At 73.6% G+C, this 24907-nt stretch carries 21 protein-coding genes; 9 read left to right on the forward strand and 12 right to left on the reverse strand.

Annotated features, from left to right (window positions below):
- Positions 1-235: 235 nt before the first annotated feature.
- From AB0I29_RS13800 to AB0I29_RS13820, 5 genes are all read left to right on the forward strand, one after another.
- Positions 236-976, forward strand: a complete 741-nt coding sequence (locus AB0I29_RS13800; RefSeq protein ID WP_357482200.1) for a maleylpyruvate isomerase N-terminal domain-containing protein — start codon at positions 236-238, stop codon at positions 974-976.
- Between the two features lie 87 nt (positions 977-1063).
- Positions 1064-1951, forward strand: coding sequence for an aminoglycoside phosphotransferase family protein (locus AB0I29_RS13805; RefSeq protein WP_357482202.1), 888 nt, complete (start codon positions 1064-1066; stop codon positions 1949-1951).
- Positions 1952-2070: 119 nt separating this feature from the next.
- Complete coding sequence (locus tag AB0I29_RS13810; RefSeq protein ID WP_357482204.1) at positions 2071-2859, forward strand: alpha/beta hydrolase; 789 nt, start codon at positions 2071-2073, stop codon at positions 2857-2859.
- A gap of 42 nt (positions 2860-2901) precedes the next feature.
- Positions 2902-3333, forward strand: a complete 432-nt coding sequence (locus tag AB0I29_RS13815) for a type II toxin-antitoxin system PemK/MazF family toxin (protein WP_350224618.1) — start codon at positions 2902-2904, stop codon at positions 3331-3333.
- Positions 3334-3450: 117 nt separating this feature from the next.
- The gene (locus tag AB0I29_RS13820) at positions 3451-4029 is read left to right on the forward strand and encodes a type II toxin-antitoxin system PemK/MazF family toxin (RefSeq protein ID WP_357482207.1); all 579 of its coding nucleotides are present in this window, start codon (positions 3451-3453) and stop codon (positions 4027-4029) included.
- A gap of 2 nt (positions 4030-4031) precedes the next feature.
- On the opposite strand, the gene AB0I29_RS13825 is transcribed toward AB0I29_RS13820, so the two are convergent.
- On the reverse strand, positions 4032-5153 hold the full coding sequence (locus AB0I29_RS13825) for an ionic transporter y4hA (protein ID WP_285108519.1): 1122 nt from the start codon (positions 5151-5153) through the stop codon (positions 4032-4034).
- A 243-nt stretch (positions 5154-5396) separates the two neighbouring features.
- On the opposite strand from AB0I29_RS13825, the gene rpsT reads away from it, so the two are divergent.
- Positions 5397-5657 (forward strand): 30S ribosomal protein S20, encoded by a 261-nt coding sequence (rpsT, locus tag AB0I29_RS13830; protein ID WP_026365415.1) that lies wholly within the window; start codon positions 5397-5399, stop codon positions 5655-5657.
- 228 nt (positions 5658-5885) lie between these two features.
- On the opposite strand, the gene holA is transcribed toward rpsT, so the two are convergent.
- The 6 genes from holA to AB0I29_RS13860 all read right to left on the reverse strand — a co-directional run bounded on the left by holA (position 5886) and on the right by AB0I29_RS13860 (position 13245).
- On the reverse strand, positions 5886-6893 hold the full coding sequence (gene holA, locus AB0I29_RS13835) for a DNA polymerase III subunit delta (RefSeq protein ID WP_357482210.1): 1008 nt from the start codon (positions 6891-6893) through the stop codon (positions 5886-5888).
- 106 nt (positions 6894-6999) lie between these two features.
- Positions 7000-7851: a neocarzinostatin apoprotein domain-containing protein gene (locus AB0I29_RS13840; RefSeq protein WP_285108602.1), complete on the reverse strand. Its 852-nt coding sequence runs from the start codon at positions 7849-7851 to the stop codon at positions 7000-7002.
- Entirely contained in the window at positions 7851-8540 is a 690-nt protein-coding gene (locus AB0I29_RS13845) for a hypothetical protein (RefSeq protein ID WP_357482212.1), read from the reverse strand. Before AB0I29_RS13845 ends, AB0I29_RS13840 begins: the two co-directional genes overlap by 1 nt.
- 10 nt (positions 8541-8550) lie before the next feature.
- The gene (locus tag AB0I29_RS13850; RefSeq protein ID WP_357482214.1) at positions 8551-9285 is read right to left on the reverse strand and encodes a hypothetical protein; all 735 of its coding nucleotides are present in this window, start codon (positions 9283-9285) and stop codon (positions 8551-8553) included.
- Between the two features lie 289 nt (positions 9286-9574).
- The gene (locus AB0I29_RS13855; RefSeq protein WP_357482216.1) at positions 9575-12157 is read right to left on the reverse strand and encodes a ComEC/Rec2 family competence protein; all 2583 of its coding nucleotides are present in this window, start codon (positions 12155-12157) and stop codon (positions 9575-9577) included.
- Positions 12154-13245, reverse strand: coding sequence for a helix-hairpin-helix domain-containing protein (locus tag AB0I29_RS13860; protein ID WP_357482218.1), 1092 nt, complete (start codon positions 13243-13245; stop codon positions 12154-12156). The genes AB0I29_RS13855 and AB0I29_RS13860 overlap by 4 nt, the downstream gene beginning before the upstream one ends.
- Before the next feature lie 259 nt (positions 13246-13504).
- Here AB0I29_RS13860 and AB0I29_RS13865 point away from each other — a divergent pair, with 259 nt between their 5' ends.
- On the forward strand, positions 13505-14368 hold the full coding sequence (locus tag AB0I29_RS13865; protein WP_357482220.1) for an alpha/beta fold hydrolase: 864 nt from the start codon (positions 13505-13507) through the stop codon (positions 14366-14368).
- A 114-nt stretch (positions 14369-14482) separates the two neighbouring features.
- Here the strand turns inward: AB0I29_RS13865 and AB0I29_RS13870 are convergent, their stop codons facing one another.
- Positions 14483-15364 carry a DegV family protein gene (locus AB0I29_RS13870; RefSeq protein WP_357482222.1) on the reverse strand — a complete coding sequence of 294 codons (882 nt, stop codon included), beginning with the start codon at positions 15362-15364 and terminating at the stop codon, positions 14483-14485.
- Between the two features lie 93 nt (positions 15365-15457).
- On the opposite strand from AB0I29_RS13870, the gene AB0I29_RS13875 reads away from it, so the two are divergent.
- A complete protein-coding gene (locus tag AB0I29_RS13875) occupies positions 15458-17221 on the forward strand; it encodes a helicase HerA-like domain-containing protein (RefSeq protein WP_357482224.1) in 1764 nt (587 codons plus the stop codon).
- Positions 17222-17284: 63 nt separating this feature from the next.
- On the opposite strand, the gene AB0I29_RS13880 is transcribed toward AB0I29_RS13875, so the two are convergent.
- The gene (locus AB0I29_RS13880; protein ID WP_357482226.1) at positions 17285-18163 is read right to left on the reverse strand and encodes a DUF559 domain-containing protein; all 879 of its coding nucleotides are present in this window, start codon (positions 18161-18163) and stop codon (positions 17285-17287) included.
- A gap of 152 nt (positions 18164-18315) precedes the next feature.
- Entirely contained in the window at positions 18316-21273 is a 2958-nt protein-coding gene (gene leuS, locus AB0I29_RS13885) for a leucine--tRNA ligase (RefSeq protein ID WP_357482581.1), read from the reverse strand.
- A gap of 130 nt (positions 21274-21403) precedes the next feature.
- Between leuS and AB0I29_RS13890 the strand changes: the two genes are divergently transcribed.
- A complete protein-coding gene (locus AB0I29_RS13890; protein ID WP_357482228.1) occupies positions 21404-22726 on the forward strand; it encodes an alkaline phosphatase family protein in 1323 nt (440 codons plus the stop codon).
- Positions 22727-22898: 172 nt separating this feature from the next.
- Here AB0I29_RS13890 and AB0I29_RS13895 read toward each other — a convergent pair whose 3' ends face one another.
- On the reverse strand, positions 22899-23570 hold the full coding sequence (locus tag AB0I29_RS13895) for a vitamin K epoxide reductase family protein (RefSeq protein WP_285108495.1): 672 nt from the start codon (positions 23568-23570) through the stop codon (positions 22899-22901).
- 46 nt (positions 23571-23616) lie between these two features.
- Positions 23617-24846, reverse strand: coding sequence for an MFS transporter (locus AB0I29_RS13900; RefSeq protein WP_357482231.1), 1230 nt, complete (start codon positions 24844-24846; stop codon positions 23617-23619).
- Between the last annotated feature and the right edge of the window lie 61 nt (positions 24847-24907).

The following is a 24907-nucleotide window of genomic DNA, read 5'->3' on the forward strand; positions in this document are numbered from 1 at the left end:
GAGACGTGCGTTCGGGCCGGGACTATGACTGTCGGGGTCCATGATCCTTCACTGGTGATCGTGCGGTTGTGTCTCGGGCCGAGGGTCTCGGACCGGATGCGCGGCGCGCATCGCGTGGAGAACGTCGGAGCTGGTTCCACGGTTCCACGGCGCGCGGAGGTCGTCATCCGGAGCGCTTGTCCGTACCGGCGGGACGGCGGACGGCGTGTCGGTGGCACGCGGTACCTTTCCGCACATGACCCTCGACCACCTGGCCCTGCTGGCCCGGTTCCAGGACGACTTCCTGGCCGCGATCCCCGCCGCCGACGCCGGCGCGCGGGTGCCCGCCTGCGGCGACTGGACCGTGCGCGAGCTCGTGGAGCACATCGCGGAGGTGCACCACTGGGCCGCGGGCAACGCCCGTGGGGTCAAGGGCGTGGCGCTGGGCGACGGACCGTTCGACCTGGCGCCGCACTACGCCGCGCAGGCGGCGGAGCTGCGCCGGTCGCTGTCCGAGCTCGACCCCGAGGCCGACTGCCGGGTCCTGGCCCACCCCGCGCCCCTGGGCCCCGGACCGGTGCGGTTCTGGCACCGCAGGCAGACCCACGAGACGCTCGTGCACCTGCACGACCTGCTGGCCGCCTCCGCGGGCACGGCCAGGGCGGGCCTCGTCGGGGCGGCGCCGGAGGTGTGGGCCGACACGGTCGACGAGGTGGTGAGCGTGCTCCAGCCCCGGCAGGTGGGCCTGGACCGCATGGTGCCGCTCCGTTTCCCGGTGGTGCTGGTCGCGACGGACCTCGCCGGGGCGCCCACCTGGGTACTCGGCGCCGCGGGCGAGCGCGCGGACGAGGTGGCGCCCGACGTCGTCGTCGCCGGGCCCGCCGAGGGGCTCGCGCTGACGCTGTGGCGCCGGCTGACGCCGGACGAGGCGGGGCTCACGGTCACCGGTGACCGCGGCGACCTCGAGGCGGCGCTGGCGCAGCCGATCGTGCCGTAGCGATCGTGCCCTGTCCGGTGCGCTGCCCTGTCCGGTGCGCTCGAAATGCGCTGGCCCGCCGGACCGCGCCGGTGCCACGGTGTGGCCATGAGCCTGCACGACGACGAGGTCGTCTCCACGCCGGACCTCGTCCGTCGCCTGGTCGCGAGCCAGTTTCCCCGCTGGGCACACCTCCCCGTGACGCCCGGGCCGCCCGGCGGCACCGACCACCACCTGTTCCGGCTCGGCGACGAGCTGCTGGTCCGCATGCCCAAGATCGGCTGGGCCCAGGACCAGGCGGGCAACGACGCCCGCTGGCTCCCGCTCCTCGCGCCGCACCTGCCGCTCCGGCTGCCCACGCCGGAAGCGGTCGGTGAACCCGGAGAGGGCTTCCCGTTCCGCTGGTCGGTGACACCCTGGCTCGACGGCGCGTCCCCCGCCGTCGGCGCGCTCGGAGCCGACGCCGCCCGGCAGCTCGGCGAGTTCGTCACGGCCCTGCGGGCCGTGAGCACCGCCGGCGGTCCCGTCAAGGACGGCACGTCCCGCGGCGTCCCGCTCGCCCGGCTGGACGACGGCGTGCGCGCCGCCATCGCCGAGTCCGGCACCCGCATCGACGGCCGCGCCGCGACGAAGATGTGGGACCAGGCGCTGGCCGCCCGCCCGGCGACCGAGAACTACTGGATCCACGGCGACCTGCTGCCCGGCAACCTCCTGGCCCGCGGCGGGAGCATGACCGCCGTCATCGACTGGGGCGGCGTGGGCGTCGGGGACCCGGCCGCCGACCTGATCCCCGCCTGGACCCAGTTCGCGGGCGAGGAGCGCGCGGCCTTCCGCGCGGTGGCCGCCGACGGGCTCACCGACTCCTCCGACGCCTGGGCGCGCGGGCGCGGCTGGGTGCTGGTCCAGGCGGTGATCGGGCTGCCGTACTACTGGGACCGCTGGCCCGAGTTCGCGCGGGCGTGCCAGGACCGGGTCGCGGCGGTGCTGGCGGACTGACGGGCGCCGTCGGGGGCTGCGTCCGGGGCCGGCGCCGGCCGGGGACGCCGGGACCTGCGCAGGCCGGGGCCGCGGGCTCCCGACCGATGAGTTCCGCGCGCCTCCGTCGTCGGACGGACATGACCGACCACGCGACCACCAGCCAGGGCGACCGCGTCGCCTACGACCTGCACGGCACCGGGCCGGCCCTCGTCTTCGTGACGGGTGCGGGACCGGACCGCGCCGACGACCCGATCACCGCCGAGACCGCCCGGCGGGCCGCCGACGCCGGCCTCACCACCGTCACCTTCGACCGCCTCGGCCGCGGGGAGAGCCCCGCCGAGGGCCGCCTCGACCTGGACCGCGAGCTGGTGGCCGTCGCCGCGATGATCGAGGTCGCGGGCGGGTCCGCGGTGCTGGTCGGGCACTCGTCTGGCTGCTCGGTCAGCCTGCGGGCTGCCGCGGCGGGGCTGCCCGTCACCGGCCTCGCGCTCTGGGAGGCGCCCCTGGGCGACCCCGCCGCGACCACGCAGGCGTGGGCCGACGAGATCGAGCGCCTGCTCGACGCGGGCGACACCGAGAACGCCATGCGGCACTACATGAAGGACATGCCGCCCGAGTGGCTCGCGGGGATGGAGGCCTCCCCGGACTGGCCCGTGCTGGCAAGCACCGTCGCCGCCTACCGGGCCGACGCCCAGTCGCTGGCGTGGGCGCAGCACGCGCTGGAGGACGGCACGCTCGACGTCACGGTCCCGGTGCTGGCGATGTACGGGACGCAGACCTTCCCGGAGATGCCCGTGGCCGCGGCGAGCATCGTGGCGCAGGTGCCCAAGGGCACCGAGAAGGAGATGCCGGGCGCCATGCACAGCTGGGAGCCGGAACCCATGGCGGCGGAGCTGGCGGAGTTCGCGCGGGCGTGTGCCGGGTAAGTCTCGGATGCGCACTTCACCCGTTCCGGTACGGTTCCAGGCGTGACCTTCGCATCAGAGAACAGCTACCCCGGCGACTACGAGGGCGAGGTGCACCCGATCTACCACCCCCAGCTCGACGGCGAGCCGGACCCGGGTGAGGTGGTCTGGACCTGGGTGCCCTACGAGGAGGACCACAGCCAGGGCAAGGACCGCCCGGTGCTGCTCGTGGGCAAGGACGGGCCGTGGCTGCTCGGCCTCCAGCTCACCAGCCAGGACCACGACCGGGACGCGCTGCAGGAGGCACGCGCCGGCCGCATCTGGATGGACGTCGGTACCGGCCGCTGGGACGCCTCGGGGCGCGAGTCGGAGGTCCGGATCAACCGCGTTGTCCGCGTGGACCCCGACGACGTGCGCCGGGAGGGCGACGTGCTCGCCGAGGACGTCTTCAACGACGTCGTGAAGTACATGGACCGGGCGCTCGACCTGACCTGATCTGTCGCCCGGGTCGGGGTGCGCGGGCGCCACGGCGCCCGGATCGCGGCCGGTGCGGCGCGCCGTCCGGCGTCGTCCCGCCTGCCCGCGGGCCGGCGTCGGGCTAACCTGCCCTGCGTGAACCAGCAGAACCCGTGGCTCAAGCTGCTCGGCGACATCGTCGAGGCCGTGGCCCGTACCGCCCTCGACCAGAACGAACGCCGCTCGGGCGGCGACCGGCCCGCAGGCGAGCGGTCCGCAGACGACCGCCCGGCGGCGACGCCGCGGGCGCCCCGGCCGTCGGGGCGCGACCTCCCCGAGACCGACGGCTACCCCGGCGACTTCGAGGGCAAGGTCAAGCCCGTCTATCGCCCGGAGCTGGACGGCGAGCCCGACCCGGGCGAGGTCGTGTGGTCGTGGGTTCCGTATGAGGAAGATCACAGCCAGGGCAAGGATCGTCCGGTGCTGATCGTGGGCAACGACGGGCCCTGGCTCCTCGCGCTGCAGCTCACCAGCCAGGACCACGACCGGGACGCCGAGCAGGAGGCCCGCGCCGGCCGCCGCTGGATGGACATCGGCACCGGTGCCTGGGACAGCTCCGGCCGCCCCTCCGAGGTGCGCCTCAACCGCGTGATCCGCATCCACCCGGACGCCGTCCGCCGCGAGGGCGCGATCCTGGACAGGGCGATCTTCGACGAGGTCGCCGCCGCGCTCTGACCCTAGGGCTGGACCGACACCACGAGGAACGCCGCGAGCAGCACCAGGTGCACCACGCCCTGGAGCGTCTTGGCCCGGCCCGGGGCGATGCTCAGCATCGCCACCACCACCGAGACCGCGAGCAGCACCATCTGGGTCGGGTCCAGGCCGAGCGTGAGCGGCCCGTCCATCCAGATCATCGCGACGGCGATGGTCGGGATGGTCAGGCCGATCGACGCCATCGCGGAGCCGTAGGCGAGGTTGAGGCTGATCTGCACCCGGTTGCGCAGCGCGTTGCGGACGGCGGCGATCGACTCGGGCGCGAGCACGAGCAGCGCGATCACCACGCCGACGACGGTGTAAGGCAGGCCCGCGGCCTCGACGCCGTGCTCGATCGTGGGCGAGAGCATCTTGGCCAGGAACACCACCGAGACCAGTGCGACCATCAGCAGCGCGACGCTGAACCACGCCTCCTTGACGGGCGGCGGGTCGGCGTGGTCGTCGCCGTCCTCGTCGAGCAGGCCGGTCACCCGGCCGTACTTGTCGCTGGCGACGGGCAGGAAGAAGTCGCGGTGGCGCACGGTCTGCGTGAACACGAACGCCCCGTACAGCGTCAGCGACGCGACGGCCGCGAAGCCGAGCTGGAACGGGGTGTACGCCCCGCCCTCCGCCGACGTGGTGAAGCTTGGCAGCACCAGGGAGACCGTGGCCAGCGCCACGACGGTGGCCAGCGCGGACCCGGTGCCCGAGGCGTTGAAGCTCACCAGGTGGTGCTTGCCCGCCCCCACGAGCAGGGACAGGCCGACGATGCCGTTGAACGTGATCATCACGGCGGCGAAGACGGTGTCCCGGGCGTACGTGCTGGCCGAGTCGCTGCCGCCGCTCATCAGCATGAGGATCAGCCCCACCTCGATCACGGTCACCGCGACCGCGAGGATGAGGGAGCCGAACGGTTCGCCGACCCGATGGGCCACGACCTCCGCGTGGTGCACCGCGGCGAGGACGGCGCCGACCAGCGCAGCGCCGATCGCCGTGAGGGTCACCGGGTGCTCGTGGTTGCTCCACGTCGCGACGAGGAGCACCAGGGCAAGGATGGGGACCACCACGGTCCATTGGAAACGGCCCCGAAGTGTCCTGGTACTCATAGCCGGATTCTATGGTGGCTCGTCAGAAGCCCTTTACGGGACGGGCCGCCCGTAGCCGGTGTCACACCGCGCCGCCCCACGAGGGGCCGGACCCTCTGGTAACCTTGGAGGTCGCGTGTCCGCCCAGGTCGGCGGGCACAGTCGCAGTTCCTCTCCACGGGTCCCCACCCCAGTCCCGGACCTGCGACCGCCCTCTACGACCTATCCGCTCGCCGCAAGGCGAACACACCAGGAAGTCCACTCGTGGCAAACATCAAGTCCCAGATGAAGCGCATCAAGACGAACGAGAAGGCTCGTCTGCGCAACAAGTCCGTCAAGTCGGAGCTGAAGACCCACGTGCGCAAGGTGCGCGAGGCCGTCGCAGCCGGCGACAAGGAGACCGCGACGGTCGCCCTTGCCACCGCGTCGCGCAAGCTCGACAAGGCTGTCGCCAAGGGCGTCATCCACGCGAACCAGGCCGCGAACCGCAAGTCGGCCATCGCGAAGTCGGTCGCCGCTCTCTGAGCCACTTCGTCGGACGCCGTTCGCCTTCGGGCGGGCGGCGTCTTTCGTGTGCCCGGAACCGCTGACCGGACGCCGCGCCAAGGTGCGCTTCTACCCAGTCATTGGGCCCGGAACAGGGCCGATTTCGGGCCCGATGACTGGGTAGAAGCGCACATCGTGACGGCGTGGCCGGCGTCCGGCGGCGCGGGCGGCGCGCGGGTCAGGCGCGGCCAGCGGCGGGCGCGCGGGTCAGGCGCGGCGGGAGCGGGCGATGGTCATGACCGCGCGTTCGACGGCGAACACCGTGTCCCGCGCCTCGCCCTTCACGTCGGCATCGGCCTGCGCGACGGCGGAGATCGCCGTCGCGAGCCCCTCCGGTGTCCAGGCGCGCAGGTCCTTGCGGGCGCGGTCGACCTGCCAGGGGGCCATACCTAGGTCCCGCGCTGACAACCCACCGCCACGCATCGAGGCGACCTTGGCCAGATTGCGCAGGCGCAGCGCCAGGGCCGCGACGATCGGCACGGGGTCCAGGCCCGTGTCCAGCGCGTGCCGCAGCAGGGCGACGGCGCCTCCGGCATCGCCCGCCACCGCGGCGTCGGCCACGCGGAAGCCCGTGGCCTCGACCCGGCCGCCGTAGTACCGGTCCACCGTGGCGGCGGTGATGGTGCCCGTGGTGTCCGCGACGAGCTGCGCGCACGCCGCCGCGAGCTCGCGGAGGTCGCTGCCCAGCGCGTCGACGAGGGCGCGCACGCCCTCGGCGTCCGCCCGCCGGCGAGCGGCCTTGAACTCGCCCACCACGAACGACGCCTTCTCGGCGTCCTTCGTCACGGGCTCGCACACCATGACCGGCGCACCGGAGCCCGTGATCGTGTCGAGCATCTTCTTGCCGCGCTGCCCGCCACCGTGGACCACGATGACCGTGGTCTCCGCGTCGGGCGCGCCGACGTAGGCGATGAGGTCGGCCATCAGGTCCTCGGTGCCCGACTCCGTCGAGCGGACCACCACCACCTTGGCCTCGCCGAACAGGGACGGGCTCGCCGCGACCATGAGCTGGCCCGTGCCGTACGTGGCCCCCTCCAGCTCCACCTTCTCGACGTCGGGGTCGCGCTCGCGCACGAGCCGCACCACGCCGTCCACCGCACGCTCGGTCAGGAGCGGCTCGGCACCACGGACCAGCACGACGGGTGCCACGGTGGGCTCGTCCCAGCTCCGGCCGGCGGGAGCGGTGGCGGTACTGCGTCTGGTTGCGGGAGGCACGGACACAGCCTGCCACGCGCCACCGACAGCGGGCGGTCACGCGGAGATGTGCGGCCCGCTGCGCCCGTGCCTGCCCGCTGCCGGTGCCCGGTCTGCTGCCCCCGGCCTACTCCCGGTCCTGGTCCCAGGCCAGGTCGGCCAGGGCGATCCGCCCGCCGTCGGTCCAGGCGTTCGCGATCACGCAGGCGCCGGCATCGGCGCAGTCGGCGGATCCCCCACCGACGAGCTCGATCTCCCGCACCACGCGGAGCTGCGCCACCAGCGTGCCCGCACGGTCAGCGATCACGCGCTTCCCGTCGTCGTACAGGCAGTTGTCCCCGTCCACATCGCCGTCGGACGTGGTGGCGCACTGCACGATCCGGACGGTCGCACCCGCGGCGTACCCCTTGCCCGTCACCGTGACGCGGCCGTCGTCGGCGCCGAGCTCCCGCTCGGACAGCGCGAGCGTGGGCGCGTCCGGCGGCTCCGCACCGCCCGGCAGCGGCGCCGGGGCCGCGGCGAGCACCCGGTCCGACAGATCGGCGACGGCCAGCGCGCAGGGATCGCCCGTGCAGTCCACCTCGGAGACCGAGCCGACGTTGACGAATGCCCGTGCCTGACGTGTCGCGGAGATCCGGCCGCTCTCGTCGGCGACCACCTGCTCGCTGGTCGACATGTCGCACTCGTCGAGCGCGCTCGCCCCCGTCGTCGTACCGCCGACGCACTGGACCAGGTACTGGTTGCCGCCCGCGAAGCCCGTGCCCCGCACGAGCCAGGCGCCGCCGGCGGCCCGCACGGTGATCTCTGGTTCGGCCGAGCCGTCCGCCTCGCCCGACGCCGACGGGCTCGCCCCGGTCGTCGCCCCCGTCCCGCGCGACGGCCCCGACGTGTCCGAGCCCGTCGGGGCCGCCGTGCAGCCGGCCAGCACGAGCAGGGCCGCGGCGACGACGGCCACCGGGGCGAACGGTCGGGCGCGCATCACGGGTACCCCATGTACACGTCGACGGCCATGGCCAGGCGCCAGCTCCAGGAGTCGCGGTCGCGCATCCAGTTCACCCCTCGTTGCCAGACGTGGAAGTCCTGCTCCAGATAGCACGCGACGGCGTTGGTCTGGTTCAGCTCGCCCAGGTCCGTCCGGTACTGCCGGGTGTCGTTGGTGCCAGGGCTGCTCGCGCCGACGCGCTGCACGATCTTCGCCGCGCACTCCTTGCCGGCACTCGACACGTACATCGCGTGCGTGCCGTACCGCGACGCCGGTTTGTCGGACTCGCAGGACGCGCTGATGGCGTTGGAGTGCAACGGGATGTGCAGGTCCGCCCCCACGCGGTTCGAGCTGGCGATGTTCTTCCGCGTGAGCCCGTTGCCCCGGACCACCTTGTAGCCCCGTTCGAGGAGGCTGAGGTGGTCCGTGCTGCCGCCGTTGATCGTCGACATCGCCACCTTGTAGGAGTTGATGTTCTCGCTGAAGCCGTCGCAGCCCGTGTTGTCGTGGCACACGGTGTCCCCGCGGTCGTGGCACGCCTGCGACAGGTAGACCACCTTGCCGTTCCAGTTGTCCGGCACGTAGGTCACGTCGGCCGCCGCCGTCGGGGCCACGGCCAGGAACCCGCCGGCACCCACGAGGACAACGGTGAGAACCGACACGAGCCGTCGAAGAGCCCTTCGCATCGTCACCCCCTCAGCCGAGATCGATCGGCAGGTCGGTCGACGCGCACATGTCGCCGCCCGTCGCGTACGCGAAGGCGAGACAGTCCCCGTCGAGCGTGAACTTCACCGAGTCGACGGACCCGTTGCTGTACGCCGTGAACAGGAGCGCCTGCCAGACGTCGCCCGGGTAGACCCCGGCGTCCGACAGCGCCTGCTCGAAGCCGGCGCCGACGTCGACCGTGGCGTGCCCCTTGCTGAGCCGCACCTTCGTGGCCGGCAGGTCCGCGCCCGGCAGGTAGGAGGCCAGGACGTCGTCGACGGCGCTCCCCAGCGTCCGGGACGGACCGCCCTGCGTCGCACGCGCCGCCCCCGCGGTGAGCTGGACGTCCTGCCCGGTACCGCAGCCCAGGACCGGCGTCGTCGAGCCGTCCTCGGACCGCGGGCCCTCCGGGACCTCCGGGCACGAGGCATCCGGCGCCCTGTCGCCCGCCGACTGCTCCTGGTCCAGCGCCGCTCGCTCCTCGCCGGACCTGGGCTCCGCCCCGGCCACGACGACGGTCCAGCCGTCCAGCACCTCGGCCGACTCGTCCAGCCATTCCGCGGCAGCCCCCCGGTCTCGCGTCGTGTCCACGCGGACCACCTGGTCGGTCTCGGAGACGTCGGTGACCACCGACTGTTCCAGCAGTTCCTCCCGGAGCTGGAGCTGTGCGCTCGCCTGGTCCCTTCCCGCGGCGCTGAGCGCCGCCGCCGGAACGAGGAGAGCCACTGCCGCTGTGACCGCGATGATCCGGCGGTGCCGCCGGGCGGTTCGGGTTGATTCGACCACGTTGCCCCCTGGTACGTGCTGACGGAACTTCACCCGTCCTCCCCCCACGTTAGGGCCGTGGTCAGGATCCGCAACGTTTCGCGAAGTGTCGCGCCGTGGTGTACCAGTGCCCGTGTGGCCTGCGGCGGGACCTGGCGCGCCCTGGGTCGCCGTCCGTTCGCCCGCGGGCCTCGTGCCGCCGCGCGGTCGTGGTGCGGCACGCTCGGCGAACGCCCCGTGCCCCGACCGCTCAGCAACCGGCCAGCGACACCTCCTCTCCGCGCACGACCAGCGCGACGGTTCCGCACTCGTCGGTGCGCACCACCGCCGCGCCGACGCCCGCGTACAGGTCGAGCGCCTCGTCGGTCGGGTGCCCGTACTCGTTGTCCCGGCCGGACGAGACCAGGGCGACCGCCGGACGCACCCGCTCCGCGAGCGCCCGGGACTGGACCGCCGACCCGTGGTGCGCGACCTTCACGACGTCGAAGCGTCCTGTCAGCGGGACCAATGCCGCCTGGCCCGCGTCCTCCAGGTCTCCGAGCAGCAGCACGTCCAGGCCGCCTACGCGGGCGGCGAGCACCACGCTCGAGTCGTTCGCACCCGTGCCGGCGCCCGCCTGCACCACCCGCCAGGTGAGGCTCCCCACGGCCCCTCGGTCGCCGGTCCCCGCGATCCGGACCGGCACGCCGGCAGCGGTCAGCGCCGTCTCGGTGGCCGCAGCGTTCGCGGCCGGCTCCGGTACCGGGGACACGAGCGCCGCGACCACCTCGCGCCCCACGAGCACCGGACGAAGACCGCCCACGTGGTCGGCGTGGAAGTGGCTGAGCACGAGCAGGTCCACCCGCGTGATCCCGAGCTGGTCGAGGCAGCGGTCGGCGGCAGGACCGTCCGGTCCGACGTCCACGACCACGGCCGACGCCGGACCCGTCCGCAGGGCGAGCGCGTCCCCCTGCCCGACGTCGCAGGCCGCCACCTGCCAGTCCTCGGGCATGCCCGAGCGAGCCGCGAGCCGAGGTACCGCGAGGGCGACGACCAGCGCCGCCGCGGAGGCCGCCGCGAGGAGCAGGAGGAAGCGCGCCCGGGTGAGCGGTCGTGGCGCACGGGCCGAGCGCGAGCCGCCGGACCGGGGCTCGCGCAGAACGTCAGGCGGGGTCCCACGCAGCGTCTCACGCACGACCTTGTGCAGGCCGGAGCGAGCCGTCGCGCGCCACGACTCGGGCCAACCGCGGCGCGGGCCACGCCGCAGCACGGCCCACAACGCCAGTCCGGTGAGTGCGGCCAGCAGCAGCGCACCCGCCGGGCCACCGAGCCAGGGAACGGTCGCGCCGGGAAGTGCGGCGCACCGGTGCGCGACCGCGGCGATCCACCAGGTGGCACCGCTCGCCGCCCAGGCCACGAGCCCGGCGACGGCCGGGAGCCAGGGCGCGAGCACCGTGGCGACCAGCCCGAGCACGGTGGCCGGGACCAGGGCCGGCCCCGCCAACAGGTTCGCGAGCACCGAGACCGTGGACACCGACGGGTCGAGCAGCACCAGCACCGGCCCGCACGCGGCCTGCGCGGCCAGCGGCACGGCCAGGGCGAACGCCAGGGCCTCCCCTGTCCACGGCGCCAACCGCGCGGCCAGCGGCGCCGCGAGCAGCACGAGCCCCGCCGTGGCCGCGGCCGACAGCGCGAACCCGAAGGAGCGCGCCAGCCACGGGTCGATCACGAGCAGCCCGACGACCGACGCCGCGAGCGCCGGGACGGCCTGGGAAGGCCGGCCGAGCGCCACTCCGGTCAGGGCGAACGCAGCCATGACCGCGGCCCGCAGCACGGCGGGTTCGGGCCGGACCAGCAGCACGAAGGCAAAGGACGCGAGCGCGATGACGAGCACCCGGACCGGCCTCGGCAGCCGGGCCACCGAGCAGAGCAGGGTCAGGACGGCGACGACCACCGCGAAGTGACCCCCGGACACCGCCGTGATGTGGGACAACCCGGTTCTGCGCAGCTCCTCGGACAGGTCGTCCGGGAGTCGCGTGGTGTCGCCGATCGCGGCACCGGGCACCAGCCCTCGGGCCTGCGGGGACAGCGGGTCGGTCACGTCGAGGAGCGCCGTGCGGTGGGTGTCGAGCACGCGGAGCACGGACGGCGGGGCCCGGATCTCGGCGGTGCTGTCGGCGTTCAGCCGGGCGGTCTCCGCAGCGCCGGGGTCGGCGGGGCGCAGCCCGCCCGAGACGGTCACGGTCGCCCCGTACCGGGGCACGGCGTCGGACAGCACCTGGACGTGGGCCCGCACCGCCGACTCGACGCCGCGGGCGTCCACCGTGCGCGCGGCCAGCACCCAGCGGTGCTGCCCGGCACCGGGAGCGAAGGCGAACGGCTCGGGCTGGGAGACCACGGCGCCGACGAGGGTCGCCGTCACGCGCTGCTCGGCCAGCCCTGCGAGCGGCGCGCGGCCCGTGAGCTGGACGTGCGCGGAGGCCGTGACCCCGAGGACGCAGGCCGCGGCGAGGGCGATGTGCGCGACCAGGACGGTCGCTGCAGCGGGCCGGGCTGTCCGGGTGGGCCGGGCTGTCCGCGCGTCTCGGCCCGGCTGCGGATGCCCGTCCGGCAGGACGAGCCAGGTTCGCCGACCGTGCCCCGCCGGCCAGGCGGTCATCGCCCGTCGGGAGCGGGATACCGGGAGGCCATCACGACCCGGACCGCCCACGAACACGATCCCGAGGCCCGCGGCGACGAGCACGACCGCGACCAGCCCCGCCGCCGGGCCGCTCCAGCGCTCCCCGGGGCCCGTCAGCGCCCAGGCCGCGACCCAGACCGCGAGGGCGGCGGGCAGCATCCGCAGGTCGGTCATGGCCCCACCCGCGCGCTGTCGCGGAGCTCGTCCAGGGTGGCCGGGCCGATGCCCGGCACGTCGTCCAGCTCGTCCACGCTCGCGAACGCGCCGTTCGTCTCGCGCCACTCGACGATCGCTTGCGCGATCGACGGTCCCACACCGGGGAGCGCCTCCAGCCCGGCGGCGTCCGCCGTGTTGATGTCGACGGCGCCGCCTGCGCTCCCGGCACCGCCACCACCGCCCGGGGCGGCCGGCCCGTCCGCTCCCGCTGCCGCCGTTCCCGGCACCGGCTCCCCCGGCCTCGGCACGTACAGCTGCTCGCCGTCGACCACCGCCCGGGCCAGGTTCACGGCGGCCAGGTCGGCCTTGCGGGTCACGCCGCCGGCGGCCTCGACGGCGTCAGCCACCCGGGCGCCGTCGGGCAGGGTGACCAGGCCCGGCCGGGCCACCTCGCCGACCACGTGCACGAGCAGGCCGCCGCCCGCCGCTCCCGGGGTACCGGTCGCGGCGCCGGACCCACCTGGCTCGCCCGAGCCACCCGACCCACCCGGGCCACCCGAGCCGACCGGTTCCGACGACGGGTCGGGCCCGCTCACGACCTCGTCCCCGCCCGCCCCGGGGCGCGCCGACCCGCCGTCCGGACCCCCGTCGGCGGCGACCGGGGCCAGGGCCACGACGTCGCCGCCCCGCAGCGAGAGTGCGGCCACGCCGAGCCCCAGCAGCAGCACGGTCACGACCGCCACGACCGCCGTCGTGCCGGTCAGAGCCCACCGGCGGGCGCCCTGCTCGGCCCGTGGGTCGGCGGGATGGCCGTGCGCCGCCGCGTAGGCGGCGGCCACGCCCGAGGTGGACCGACGGGCACGCAGACGGGCCACCAGGTCGTCGGTCTCGGTACGGGCATCGTCCCCACCGGCCTTCGGGGCTGCCGGGGATGTAGCCCACGGGGTGTCCGGGTGCGGCGCGGGCGACGTCATGGCCGGCACGGCCAGCTCCACGACAGGCACGGCCGACTCCACGACGGGCAAGGGTCCGGGACCGTCGGACCCGCGCACCGGGCCGAACGGCCAGGGTTCTGGGCGGCGCTGCTGCGCGGTCTCTGGCTGCATGTCCCGGACGCTAGACGCGCGGCGCACCCCTCGGACGGGCACCGGCGCCTGCCTGTGCACAGACAGCAAGAAGAGCCCTCTGTGGTCGGGCTCGTACCCGCACGACGCCGTCCCGAGGGTCTGTGTGCCCGGCCGACGAGTTTCGTCCGGGCGCACCGATGAGTTCGCCCCGGCGCCGTCGTCGGACCTGACGACCGCATGCGGACCCGGACGGCACCCGCAGACCCGGGCAGCACGGAACAGACCAGGAGCGAGCACCATGACCGACAAGAAGACCCACACCCTCGACGTGCCGGGCGCCGTCCTGACCTACGACGTGCGCGAGGCCACGACCCCCACCGACGAGCCGCCGCTGCTGCTGATCGGCCTGCCGATGGGCGCCGAGGGCTTCACCACGCTGGCCGGCCACTTCACCGACCGCACCGTGGTGACCTACGACCCGCGCGGCGTCGAGCGCAGCACGCGCACCGGGGCGCCTGGGATCGCGGACCACGCCGACGACGTGCACCGCGTCGTCGAGGCCGTCGGCGGCGGCCCGGTGGACCTCTTCGCCTCCAGCGGCGGCGCCCTGGTGGCGTTCGAGCTCGCGGCGACGCACCCGGGAGACGTGCGGACCGTCGTCGCGCACGAACCGCCGCTACCCAGCGTGCTCCCGGACCGGGAGGCCGTGGACGCGGCCCTGACCGACATCCACGACACCTACCAGGCGAAGGGGTTCGGGGCGGGGATGGCGAAGTTCATCGCCCTGGTCATGGCCACGGGCGAGCTCACCGCGGACTACGTCGCCCAGCCCGACCCGGACCCGGCCGTGTTCGGCCTACCGACCGAGGACGACGGCACACGTGACGACCTGCTGCTGGGCGTCAACATGCGTCTCCTGACGCAGTACGAGCCGGACTGGGCGACCCTCCGGGCCGGCACGCCCGAGGTCATGGTCGCCGTCGGAGAGGACACGGGCGACGAGCTGACGGGCCGCTCCGCCCGTGCGACCGAGGCGCTGCTCGACGCCGCACCGATCGTCTTCCCCGGGGGCCACGGCGGATTCAGCGGCGGGGAGTACGGCCAGCCCGCCGACAAGCCGGTCGAGTTCGCGGCGAAGCTGCGCGAGGTCCTGGCGCGCTGAGCGACGTCGTGATCGGTTCAGCGTCAGGTGATCGACAGCCCGAGCTGCCGACCACCTGACGTTCTTCCGACCGCAGCTGGGCGCCGGGCAGGCGCCGGGCAGGCGCCGGGCGCGTCAGTGCGGGTGGTCGCCCAGGTCCGCGACGACGACGGCGAGCGTGCCCGGGCCGACGTGCACGCCGAGCACCGCGCTCAGCGGCGTGACCTCGACGTCCGCGCGCGTACGGGTGTGGAGGCGGCCCGCCAGGGCGAGCGCCCGGTCGTGCGCGCCGAAGTGGTGGACGGCGACGACGGGCCGCTCCGCCTCGGCGACGAACGCGGCGGCCTGCTCCAGCAGCCGTTCGGCGCCGGCCGCGCGGGTGCGCACCCGCTGGGCCAGCTCGATCGCGCCGTCGGACAGCCGCAGGATCGGCTTGACGCCCAGGACGGTGCCGAGCGCGGCCGCCGGGCCGGACAGCCGCCCGCCGCGCCGCAGGTGCTCCAGCGTGTCGACCACGAACACGGCATGGGCCGTCCCCGCGACCTCGATGGCCCGCGCGGCGACATGGGCGGCGTCGGCCCCGGCGGCGGCGCACTCGGCCGCGGCGCGGGCCGCGAAGCCGAGGCCCGCGGCCGCCGTCCGCGAGTCCACCGCGCGCACCTGCAGGGGTGACCGTGCCGCGGCGGTACCCGCCGAGCCGACGGTGCCCGACAGCGCACCGGAGAGGTGCACCGAGACGACCGATCGGACGCCCTGCTCACCGAGGTTGCGATAGACGGCCGCGAACGCCTCGGGCGACGGCTGCGACGTGGTCACCTGCTCGCCCTCGGAGACGAGCTGGGCCAGGCGGTCGGGCGTGATGTCCTCGCCCTCCGCATAGGCCTCGTCGCCCACCAGGACGCGCAGCGGCACCACGACCGGGCCGCCCTGCAGTCCGGCGGGCAGGCAGGCGGTGGAGTCGGTGACGACCCGCACCTCCTGGGGTGCCGGGCGGGAAGGACGACGACGGTTGCGCATGACCGCGACACTCTATCCGCGCGGGGAACCCGACGGCGAAACGCCCGGAGCCTCCCCGCGCGCGGCACCAGGGCCCGACCTAGCATCCGAGACATGCCCGATGCATCGACGCCAGATCTCGCCGCTCTGCGCGAGGCCGCCGCGGCGGCCCAGAAGGCCCTCGAGGAGGCGGAACGGTCAGCCGCGCCCGCAGCCCCGGAGACGGGCAGGCCCGAGGGTGCGGCTCCGCCGTCGGCACCCGCACCCGCAACGCCCGACTCCCCGCTCGACGGCTACGCGGCCGAGGTCGCCGCGGGCTACGCGTCCGGGGCCACGCTCCCGCTGGGCGCCCTCCTGGAGGGCGAGCCCGGCGGTGAGGCCACGCCGAACCCGCAGGTCCAGGTCGGTTTCGCGCTCTCGATGCTGAACCGGCACGGCCTCGTGGCGGGCGCCACGGGAACCGGCAAGACCAAGACGCTGCAGGGCATGGCCGAGGGGCTGTCGCTGGCCGGCGTGCCCGTCTTCCTGGCGGACGTCAAGGGCGACCTGTCCGGTCTGGCCCTGCCCGGTCCGGACAACCCGAAGGTCGCGGAGCGCGCGGCCAGCATCGGGCAGGACTGGAGGCCGACCCAGTACCCGGTCGAGTTCTACTCGCTCGGCGGGATCGGCAAGGGCGTGCCGATCCGCACGACGGTCACCGACTTCGGGCCGCTCCTGATGTCCAAGGTGCTGGGCCTGAACGAGACACAGGAATCGAGCCTCACGCTGATCTTCCACTGGGCCGACAAGAAGGGCCTGGCCCTGCTGGACCTCAAGGACCTGCAGTCGGTGATCGCCTACCTGACCTCGGACGAGGGCAAGGGAGAGCTCAAGGGCATCGGCGGTGTCTCGGCGGCGACGGCGGGCGTCATCCTGCGCGAGATCGTGGGGCTGGAGGGGCAGGGCGCCGACGCGTTCTTCGGCGAGCCCGCGTTCGCGACGTCGGACCTGATCACGACCAAGGGCGACCTCGGCGTGCTGAGCGTGCTGGAGCTGCCCGCGGTGCAGGACCGTCCGCAGCTCTTCTCGACGTTCCTCATGTGGCTGCTCGCGGACCTCTTCCAGGACCTGCCCGAGGTGGGCGACGCCGACAAGCCGAAGTTGGTGTTCTTCTTCGACGAGGCGCACCTGCTGTTCACCGGTGCCTCGAAGGACTTCCTCCAGCAGGTGGTCCAGACGGTGCGGCTGATCCGGTCCAAGGGCGTGGGCGTCTTCTTCGTGACGCAGTCGCCCAAGGACGTGCCGTCCGACGTCCTGGCCCAGCTCGGCAACCGGGTGCAGCACGCGCTGCGCGCCTTCACGCCCGACGACGCCACGGCGCTGCGTGCCGCCGCCCGTACCTTCCCGACGTCGCCGTACGACCTGGAGCGCCTGCTGCAGGAGCTGGGCACCGGCGAGGCGGTGGTCACCGTGCTGACCGAGAAGGGTGCGCCCTCGCCCGTCGCGTGGACCCGGGTGCGGGCGCCGCAGGCCTCGATGGACCCGGCCGGGGACGCCGCGATCGACCAGGTCGTCGCCGCCTCTCCCGGTCAGGCGAGGTACGGCACGCCGGTCGACGCGGAGTCCGCGTTCGAGCTGCTCCAGGCGAAGGCGCAGGAGCAGGCCGCGGGGCAGGCAGCCGCCGAGGGTTCGGCCACCGCGGCCGAGGACGAGCGGGAGCTCGCCAAGGAGCGCGCCCGGCTCGAGAAGGAGGCGGCGACCCGGGAGCGGACGGAGGCCCGGCACAAGGAGCAGGCCGCCCGCGACCGCAACCGGGTGGTCACGTCGCTGGCCAAGACGGCAGGGACGGTCCTGGTCCGCGAGCTGACCCGCTCCCTCTTCGGCACGCGCAAGCGCTAACCCCTTCGTTGAGTGCGGGATTCTCGCCCTTTTCTGTGTGCCAGAAGGGCGAAAAGCCCGCACTCAACGAAGTCGACGGCGTTCCAGGGCGGCGCGGATACGGCGGAGCAGCCTGTCGGGGTGGCGGATGACGTCGTCCGCAGTCGCCGTGATGATCAGCCAGCCGGCGCCTTCGAGAAGCTGCCGTCGCTCCACGTCGCGGCGCCACGTCGCGGGATCGGTTCGGTGGTGGTCGCCGTCGTACTCGATGGCGATCTTGAGCCTCGGGTAGGACAGGTCGGGCAGCGCGAGGAACAGACCGTCGTCGTCCCTCACCGGGAGGTTCACCACCGGCGCCGCAAGACCGGCGTCCAGGATGATCAGCCGCAGCCGGGTCTCCATCGACGAGTCGGTGCCCGGCCGGATCAGCTCGATCGTCTCCCGGCAAAGGGTGAGACCTCTCATCTTGAAGGTCCCGCGCAGAAGCACACTCATGGCGTCCACCGTCGTGGCCGGGTTCTTGCGGCGGGTCATGGCGTCCCCCAGCACCACCAGGCTGTCCCGGTCCAGGCGGTGCGACACCTGAAGCCAGGTCTGCGGCGCGGACGTGATCCGCAGGCCGAACCGGTCGACCGTGTCGAGTTGCTTCTGCCCGCAGAAGTGCGCGGCGATCCGGTACCGCTGCGACCGTTCGCCCCTGCGTGGCGTCACGACGTGGATCGCCGGATCATCCGCGAGCTGCCAGGGAACATCGATGCCGAGCAGCTGGAGCGCCGTCGTCCGGGCGAATGCGGCGTTGGGATGGACGACGCGCGCGATGGCACGGCAACGATCGATGAGGGACGGATCAGGATCGGCTACTCGGACCCCGGTGGTCGGCGTCGAGAACCGGACCGCGCGGATCTGTTTCGGCGTGAGATCGAGGCCTTGCGCCTCGCCGACCGTGAAGATATTGGATGACACCTTTTCATGCTGAAGGGTGTCTCATTCGCCTGCCGCCTATCCACAGGGGCAAAAGTTGAGTGCTGGACTTTCGCCCTTCTGGCACACAGAAAAGGGCGAAAATCCAGCACTCAGCGGCAGACGGGCCGGGCCCGGGCCGGGCCGGGGGGGGGTCAGGCCGGGACGATGTTGACCAGCTTCGGGGCGCGGACGATCACCTTGCGGACGCCGCGGCCGTCGAGGAACTTGACCACGTTCGGCTCGGCCAGGGCGGTCGCCTCGAGGTCCTCCGCGGAGATGTCCGGGGCGACCTCGAACCGGGCACGCACCTTGCCCTGCACCTGGACCACGCAGGTCACGGTGTCCTGCACGAGGTACTGGTCGTCGGCGGCCGGGAACGGCGCGTGGGCCAGGGACTCCTCGTGGCCGAGCCGGGACCACAGCTCCTCCGCGATGTGCGGCGCGATGGGCGCCGTCATCAGGACGAGCGGCTCCACGGCCGTGCGCGGCACGGCCGACAGGCCCGTGAGGTGGTTGTTCAGCGTGATGAGCTTGGCGATCGCGGTGTTGGGCCGCATGTTCTCCATCTCGACGCGGACGTCCGCGATGGTGCGGTGCACGGCGCGCAGGGTCGCGGTGTCGGGCTCGTCGTCCGTCACGGTGAGCTCGCCCGTCTCCTCCGAGACGACGTTGCGCCACAGCCGCTGCAGGAACCGCTGCGACCCGACGACGGCGCGGGTCTCCCACGGGCGCGACAGGTCCAGCGGGCCCATCGACATCTCGTAGACGCGGAACGTGTCGGCGCCGTACTGCTCGTACATCTCGTCGGGCGTCACGACGTTCTTGAGCGACTTGCCCATCTTCCCGTACTCACGGTTGACGGGCTGGCCCTGCCAGGTGAACCCGGACTGCTCGTCGCCCTCGACCTCCTCGGCCGGCACGTACTGGCCGCGCGAGTCGGTGTAGGCGTAAGCCTGGATGTAGCCCTGGTTGAAGAGCTTGCCGAATGGCTCGACGCCCGTGACGTGGCCCAGGTCGAAGAGGACCTTGTGCCAGAACCGCGCGTACAGCAGGTGCAGCACCGCGTGCTCCACGCCGCCCACGTAGAGGTCGACGCCGCCGGCCGGGCCCGACGTCGGGTTGTGCTGCGGCCCCAGCCAGTACTTCTCGAGCTCGGGCAGCGCCGCCGCCGAGGTCTCGGCGGGGTCGAGGTAGCGCAGGTAGTACCAGCACGACCCGGCCCAGTTGGGCATCGTGTTGGTGTCGCGGCGGTACTTCTTGGGCCCGTCGCCCAGGTCGAGGGTGACGTGCACCCAGTCGTCGTTGCGGCCCAGCGGCGCCTCGGGCTCGGAGTTGGCGTCCTCCGGGTCGAAGGTGCGCGGCGCGTAGTCGGGCACGTCCGGCAGGTCCACCGGCAGCATCGCGTCGGGGATCGCCACCGGGCGGTCGTCCTCGTCCCACACCACCGGGAACGGCTCGCCCCAGTAGCGCTGGCGGCTGAACAGCCAGTCGTTGAGGCGGTAGGTGGTGGTGCCCTCGCCGATGTTCTTGCTCTCCAGCCAGGCGATGATCTTCGCCTTGGCCTCGACGACGCCGAGGCCGTCGAGCGAGATCTCGTCGTTCGCGGACCGCACGGCGACGCCGTCGCCCGCGTACGCACCGGTGTGGTCCTCCGGCAGGCCACCGGTCGGCTCGACCGTGTAGATCACCGGCAGGTCGTAGGCCTCGGCGAACGCGAAGTCGCGCTCATCGCCGCCCGGGACGGCCATGATGGCGCCGGTGCCGTAGCCCATGAGCACGTAGTCCGCGGTGAAGACCGGGACCTGGAGGCCGCTGACGGGGTTGACGGCCAGGTGGCCGGTGAACACGCCGGTCTTCTTGCCGGCGTCGGCCTGCCGCTCGACGGCGGTCTTCGCGGACGCCTCGCGCCGGTAGGCGGCGACGGCCTCGACCGGGGTGTCGTACCCGCCGGTCCACGCGGAGCGCGTGCCGTCGGGCCAGGCCGCGGGGACCTCGTCGAGCAGCGGGTGCTCCGGGGCGACCACCATGAACGTGGCGCCGAACAGCGTGTCCGGACGGGTGGTGAAGACCTCCAGCGAACCCGCCGCGCCGGCCGGGTCGCCCTCGGCGGTGCCGACGACGTCGAACCGCACGTTGGCGCCCGTGGACCGGCCGATCCAGTTGCGCTGCATCGACTTGACCTTCTCGGGCCAGTCGATGAGCTCCAGGTCGTCCGTGAGGCGGTCCGCGTAGGCGGTGATGCGCATCTTCCACTGGCGCAGGTTGCGCTGGAAGACGGGGAAGTTGCCGCGCTCGGACCGGCCGTCCGCCGTGACCTCCTCGTTCGCGAGCACGGTGCCCAGGCCCGGGCACCAGTTGACCGGCGAGGAGTCGACGTAGGCGAGCCGCTGCCCGTCGATGACGTCGCGCTGCTCCGGCCCGCTCAGCGCAGCCCAGACGGCGCCGCCGGCGTTGTCGCCGTCGTGCCCGGGGACGGGCCGCGTGCCCGCGGCCAGCTCGGCGCGCAGCTCGGCGATGGGGCGCGCCCGGCCGCGGCCGTCGCCCGCCCCCGTCACGGGGCCGGGGCGCTCGGCGTCGGCGTCGTACCAGGACTCGAAGATCTGCAGGAAGATCCACTGCGTCCAGCGGACGTACTCGGGGTCGATGGTCGCGAACGTACGGCGCGAGTCGTGGCCCAGGCCGAGGCGGCGCAGCTGCCTGCGCATGTTGCCGATGTTGGCCTCGGTGGTGGTCCGCGGGTGCTGGCCCGTCTGGACGGCGTACTGCTCGGCGGGCAGGCCGAAGGCGTCGTAGCCCAGCGCGTGCAGCACGTTGTCGCCGCGCATGCGACGGAAGCGCCCGGTCACGTCCGTGGCGATGTAGCCCAGCGGGTGGCCCACGTGCAGGCCCGCACCCGAGGGGTACGGGAACATGTCCATGATGAAGTACGGGTCGCCCGCCGCCGGGCTCCCGCCCGGCCCCGTAAGTCGCCCCTGCGGGTTCGCCGCGTGGAACGTGCCGCGCTCCTCCCAGATGTCCTGCCAGCGCAGCTCGATCTGCTGCGCGAGGGTCGGGGTGTAGCGGAAACGGGGCTCGTCGGGAGACGTGGTGCGCTCGGGTGCGTCGGGCATGGTCACCCGCCCGAGTCTACCGACCGTGCGGGTGCGCGGCCCTCGTTCGTCCACAGGCCCCGGCGTTCATCCGACATTCGCCCGCACCTCCCCCGAAGTTCTCCACCCGGGTGCTCGAATTGTCCGCATGATGCCCTCGTCGCGAAAGATCCTCGCCGCCAGCATCGCCGCCGCGACCCTGTGGACGGCCTCGACCGCCGCCGCCGCGCCGCTGCCCGACGACGACGCCCGGAGCAGCACCGCCGCCCACGCCGACCACGTGATCTTCCTCGCCCTGGACGGGTTCGACGTCGAGTACCTCGACCTGGTGCGCGACGGCGCCGGCTCCCCCGGCACCGTCGAGATGCCGAACCTGCGCGCCCTCCTGCGCCGCGGCAGCGTGACCACCTCCACCGGCGTGATGACCTCGATCACCAACCCGTCGTGGTCGTCCGTCGCCACCGGTTCCTGGCCCGCGACCCACCACAACACCGCCTACTGGTTCGACCCCGCGACCGACACCGCGCGGGGACAGCAGCGCGACCTCGCCGTGCCGACCGTCGCGGAGTCGATCCGGGAGCAGGGCGGCACCGTCTTCTCGTCGCAGTGGTTCATCCTGCAGAACCACGGCGTCACCTTCGGCGACCCCGACGCCCTGTACACGCAGCCCGGCGGCGACTGCGCGCGCCGCACCGACGACGTCGTGTCCGTGCTGCGCGGCGAGCCCGTCAGCTCGAACGGCCAGCTCGTCACGACCAGCGGCATCCCCGACCTCATGGCCGTCTACTGCGACACCCTCGACGCGATCGGGCACGACGGCGGCGACGCCGACCCCCGCATCCCGGGTGCCCTGGAGGACATCGACCGGCAGATCGGGCGCATCGTCGCCGCCACGAAGGAGGCCGGCGTCCACGACAGCACGGCGTTCGTCATCACGGGCGACCACGGCATGACCACCTTCGACAAGGGGTTCGCCACCGAGGGGCTCGCGGCGATCGAGGCGGCCGGCTTCACCCCGCAGGTCCTGACCAGCGGACAGTCCCCCGCGCCCGGGACCGACGTCGTGATCGTCGTGGGCGGGGTCGCCGACGTGCGCCTCGTCTGCGAGCGGGCCGGCGACCGCGCCGCCGTCCGCCGCCTGGAGCGAGCGCTGACGGCGCTCCCCCAGGTGCGGAACGTCTTCGACAAGGCCGACCAGCGCCGGATGCGCATGAGCCCGAACCACGGCGACCTGCTCGTGGAGCCGATGCCCGGCTGGTCGTTCGGGGCCACGCCCGCGGACCCGGCCGGCCGCCACGGCGCGACCACCGAGCTGCGCATCCCGCTCGTCCTCGCCGGGGCGGGCGTCCGCCCGGGGGCGCATCCGCGCGACCCGCGCCACGTCGACGTCGCGCCGACGATCTCGGCGCTGCTGGGCTACGCGCCGCCGTCGGCCAGCGAGGGCCGGGTGCTGCGCGAGGCGCTGCGCCGCTGAACCTGCGCCGCTGAACCCGCGCCGCTGATCCCGCACGGGCCCGCCGCGCGGGAAGACGGCAAAGAGGTGTGTTGCGCTGCGTAGACACTGTCCACGCAGCGCAACACACCTCCAGGGACGTGCCCCGCGGGCCACAGGTGCCGCGTCGACCGCGGCCCGCGACGCGGAGCGGTCAGAACGAGTCGATCAGGGGCCCGCCCACCGCCAGCATCAGCCAGGCCACGGCCGCGACGTAGCCGATGACCAGGATGATGTGCCGGTTGCCCACCATGGCGTTCCGCAGGCCGGCGCTCGCGGGCAGGTCGCCCGACTGCACGCCGCGCACCAGCTGGTACCAGAGCAGCGGCCACATGATGGTCCACACGACCATGCAGTAGGGGCACAGCGCCACGATCGCGTAGAAGCTGGTCCACATCAGGAAGAACACGAGCGCCTGGCCCAGCACGGTACCGGCCAGGAGCGACATCCAGTACCAGCGCGGCAGGCGGGCGCCGACCAGCAGCACCACACCCGTGGTGATCACCACGGGGAACGCCGCGACACCCAGGTAGGGGTTGGGGAAGCCGAGCAGGGCACCCTGCCACGACGACATCGCTGCGCCGCAGTCGACGAACAGGTTGATGCTGCAGGACGCCGTCCGGTCCGGGTCGAGGAGCTTGAGGTACTTCTCCCAGGCCAGGGCGAACGACGCGGCGAAACCGACCGCGCCCAGCACCACCAGGAGCAGCGCCACGGCCCGGCCGCCGAGCGGCTTGGGTCCGTACGTGGCGACCTCGTTCTCGCCGTCCGGCGAGCTGTCCATCGAGCTGTCCGACGACGTCGTGGTCGCCCCGGTCTCAGTCACCCGCCCTACGCTACCGGCGCAGTCTGGGACATTGCTGAGACCCGGGTCACAGTGCGGTCTCCGTCGGCTGGTGCACCACTCGCTGCCGCCCGAACGCCACGATCAGGCCGAGGCCCAGGACGGTGACGACGGCGCCGGCCCACGCGGGCGCCAGGTAGCCCCAGCCCGCGTCGATGACCACGCCGCCCAGGAACGCTCCGGCGCCGTTGGCCACGTTGAGCCCGGCGTGGCACAGCGCGGCGCCCAGCGACGGCGCGCCGGGCGCCAGGTCCATGAGCCGGGTCTGGAACGCGAGCCCCAGCATCTGCGAGGTGACGCCCAGCAGGAACAGGGAGACGAGCGCTGGCACCACCGAGGCGCCTGTCAGCGCGAACAGCACGAGGGAGGCCGCGGTGGCCACGAAGCCGATCAGGACCGCGCGCAGCACGCCCCGGTCGGCCAGCCGCCCGCCGATCTGCGTGCCGACCGTCATGCCGACGCCGAACAGGGCGAGCACCCACGGCACGGCGCCGCCGGGCAGGCCGGTCACGCCCGTCATGGTGGGGGCCACGTACGTGTAGACGGCGAACATGCCGCCGAACCCGATCGCGCCGGCCACGAACGCGAACCACAGCGGCCCGTTGCGCAGGGTCGCCAGCTCGGTGCGCACCGAGCGGCCCTCACCGCCCGCGCCGGCCGGGATCAGCCGCCAGAGCCCCAGGAGCGTGGCGATGCCCAGCACGCCGATCAGCACGTAGGAGACGCGCCAGCCGAACGCCTGGCCCACCCACGTGGACAGGGGCACGCCGACGACGTTCGCGATGGTCAGGCCGGTCATCATCGTCGCGACGGCCCGCCCGCGCTGGGCGGGGCCGGCCACGGCGGCACCGACCGCGGCGCCGACGCCGAAGAACGCGCCGTGCGGCAGCCCCGCGAAGAAGCGCCCGACCACGAGCCAGCCGATGTCGGGTGCCGCGGCGGACAGCACGTTCGCCACCGTGTAGAACCCCATCAGCGCCAGCAGCAGGCGCTTGCGCGACATCCGCGCCGCGGCCACGGTCAGCAGCGGCGCCCCGACGACCACGCCGAGCGCGTACGCGGTGATGGTGTGCCCCACCTGCGGGTCGGTCGCGCCGAGGTCGAGGCCGACGTCGGGCAGCAGGCCCATCGCGGCGAACTCGGTGGTGCCGATGGTGAACCCGCCCACCGCCAGCGCGACGAGCGCGGGTGCGGCGCGGCGCATCGAGCCGGTGCCCGAAGCCTGGTCCGGGGCGTTCTGGGGTGCACTGCTCGCCATGAGGTCTCCGGAAGTGTCGTATCGATTCGGTCAACCGTCGACGACACCGGCGACGAGCACG

This window comes from Promicromonospora sp. NPDC050262 (assembly GCF_040655935.1).
GTDB lineage: Bacteria > Actinomycetota > Actinomycetes > Actinomycetales > Cellulomonadaceae > Promicromonospora.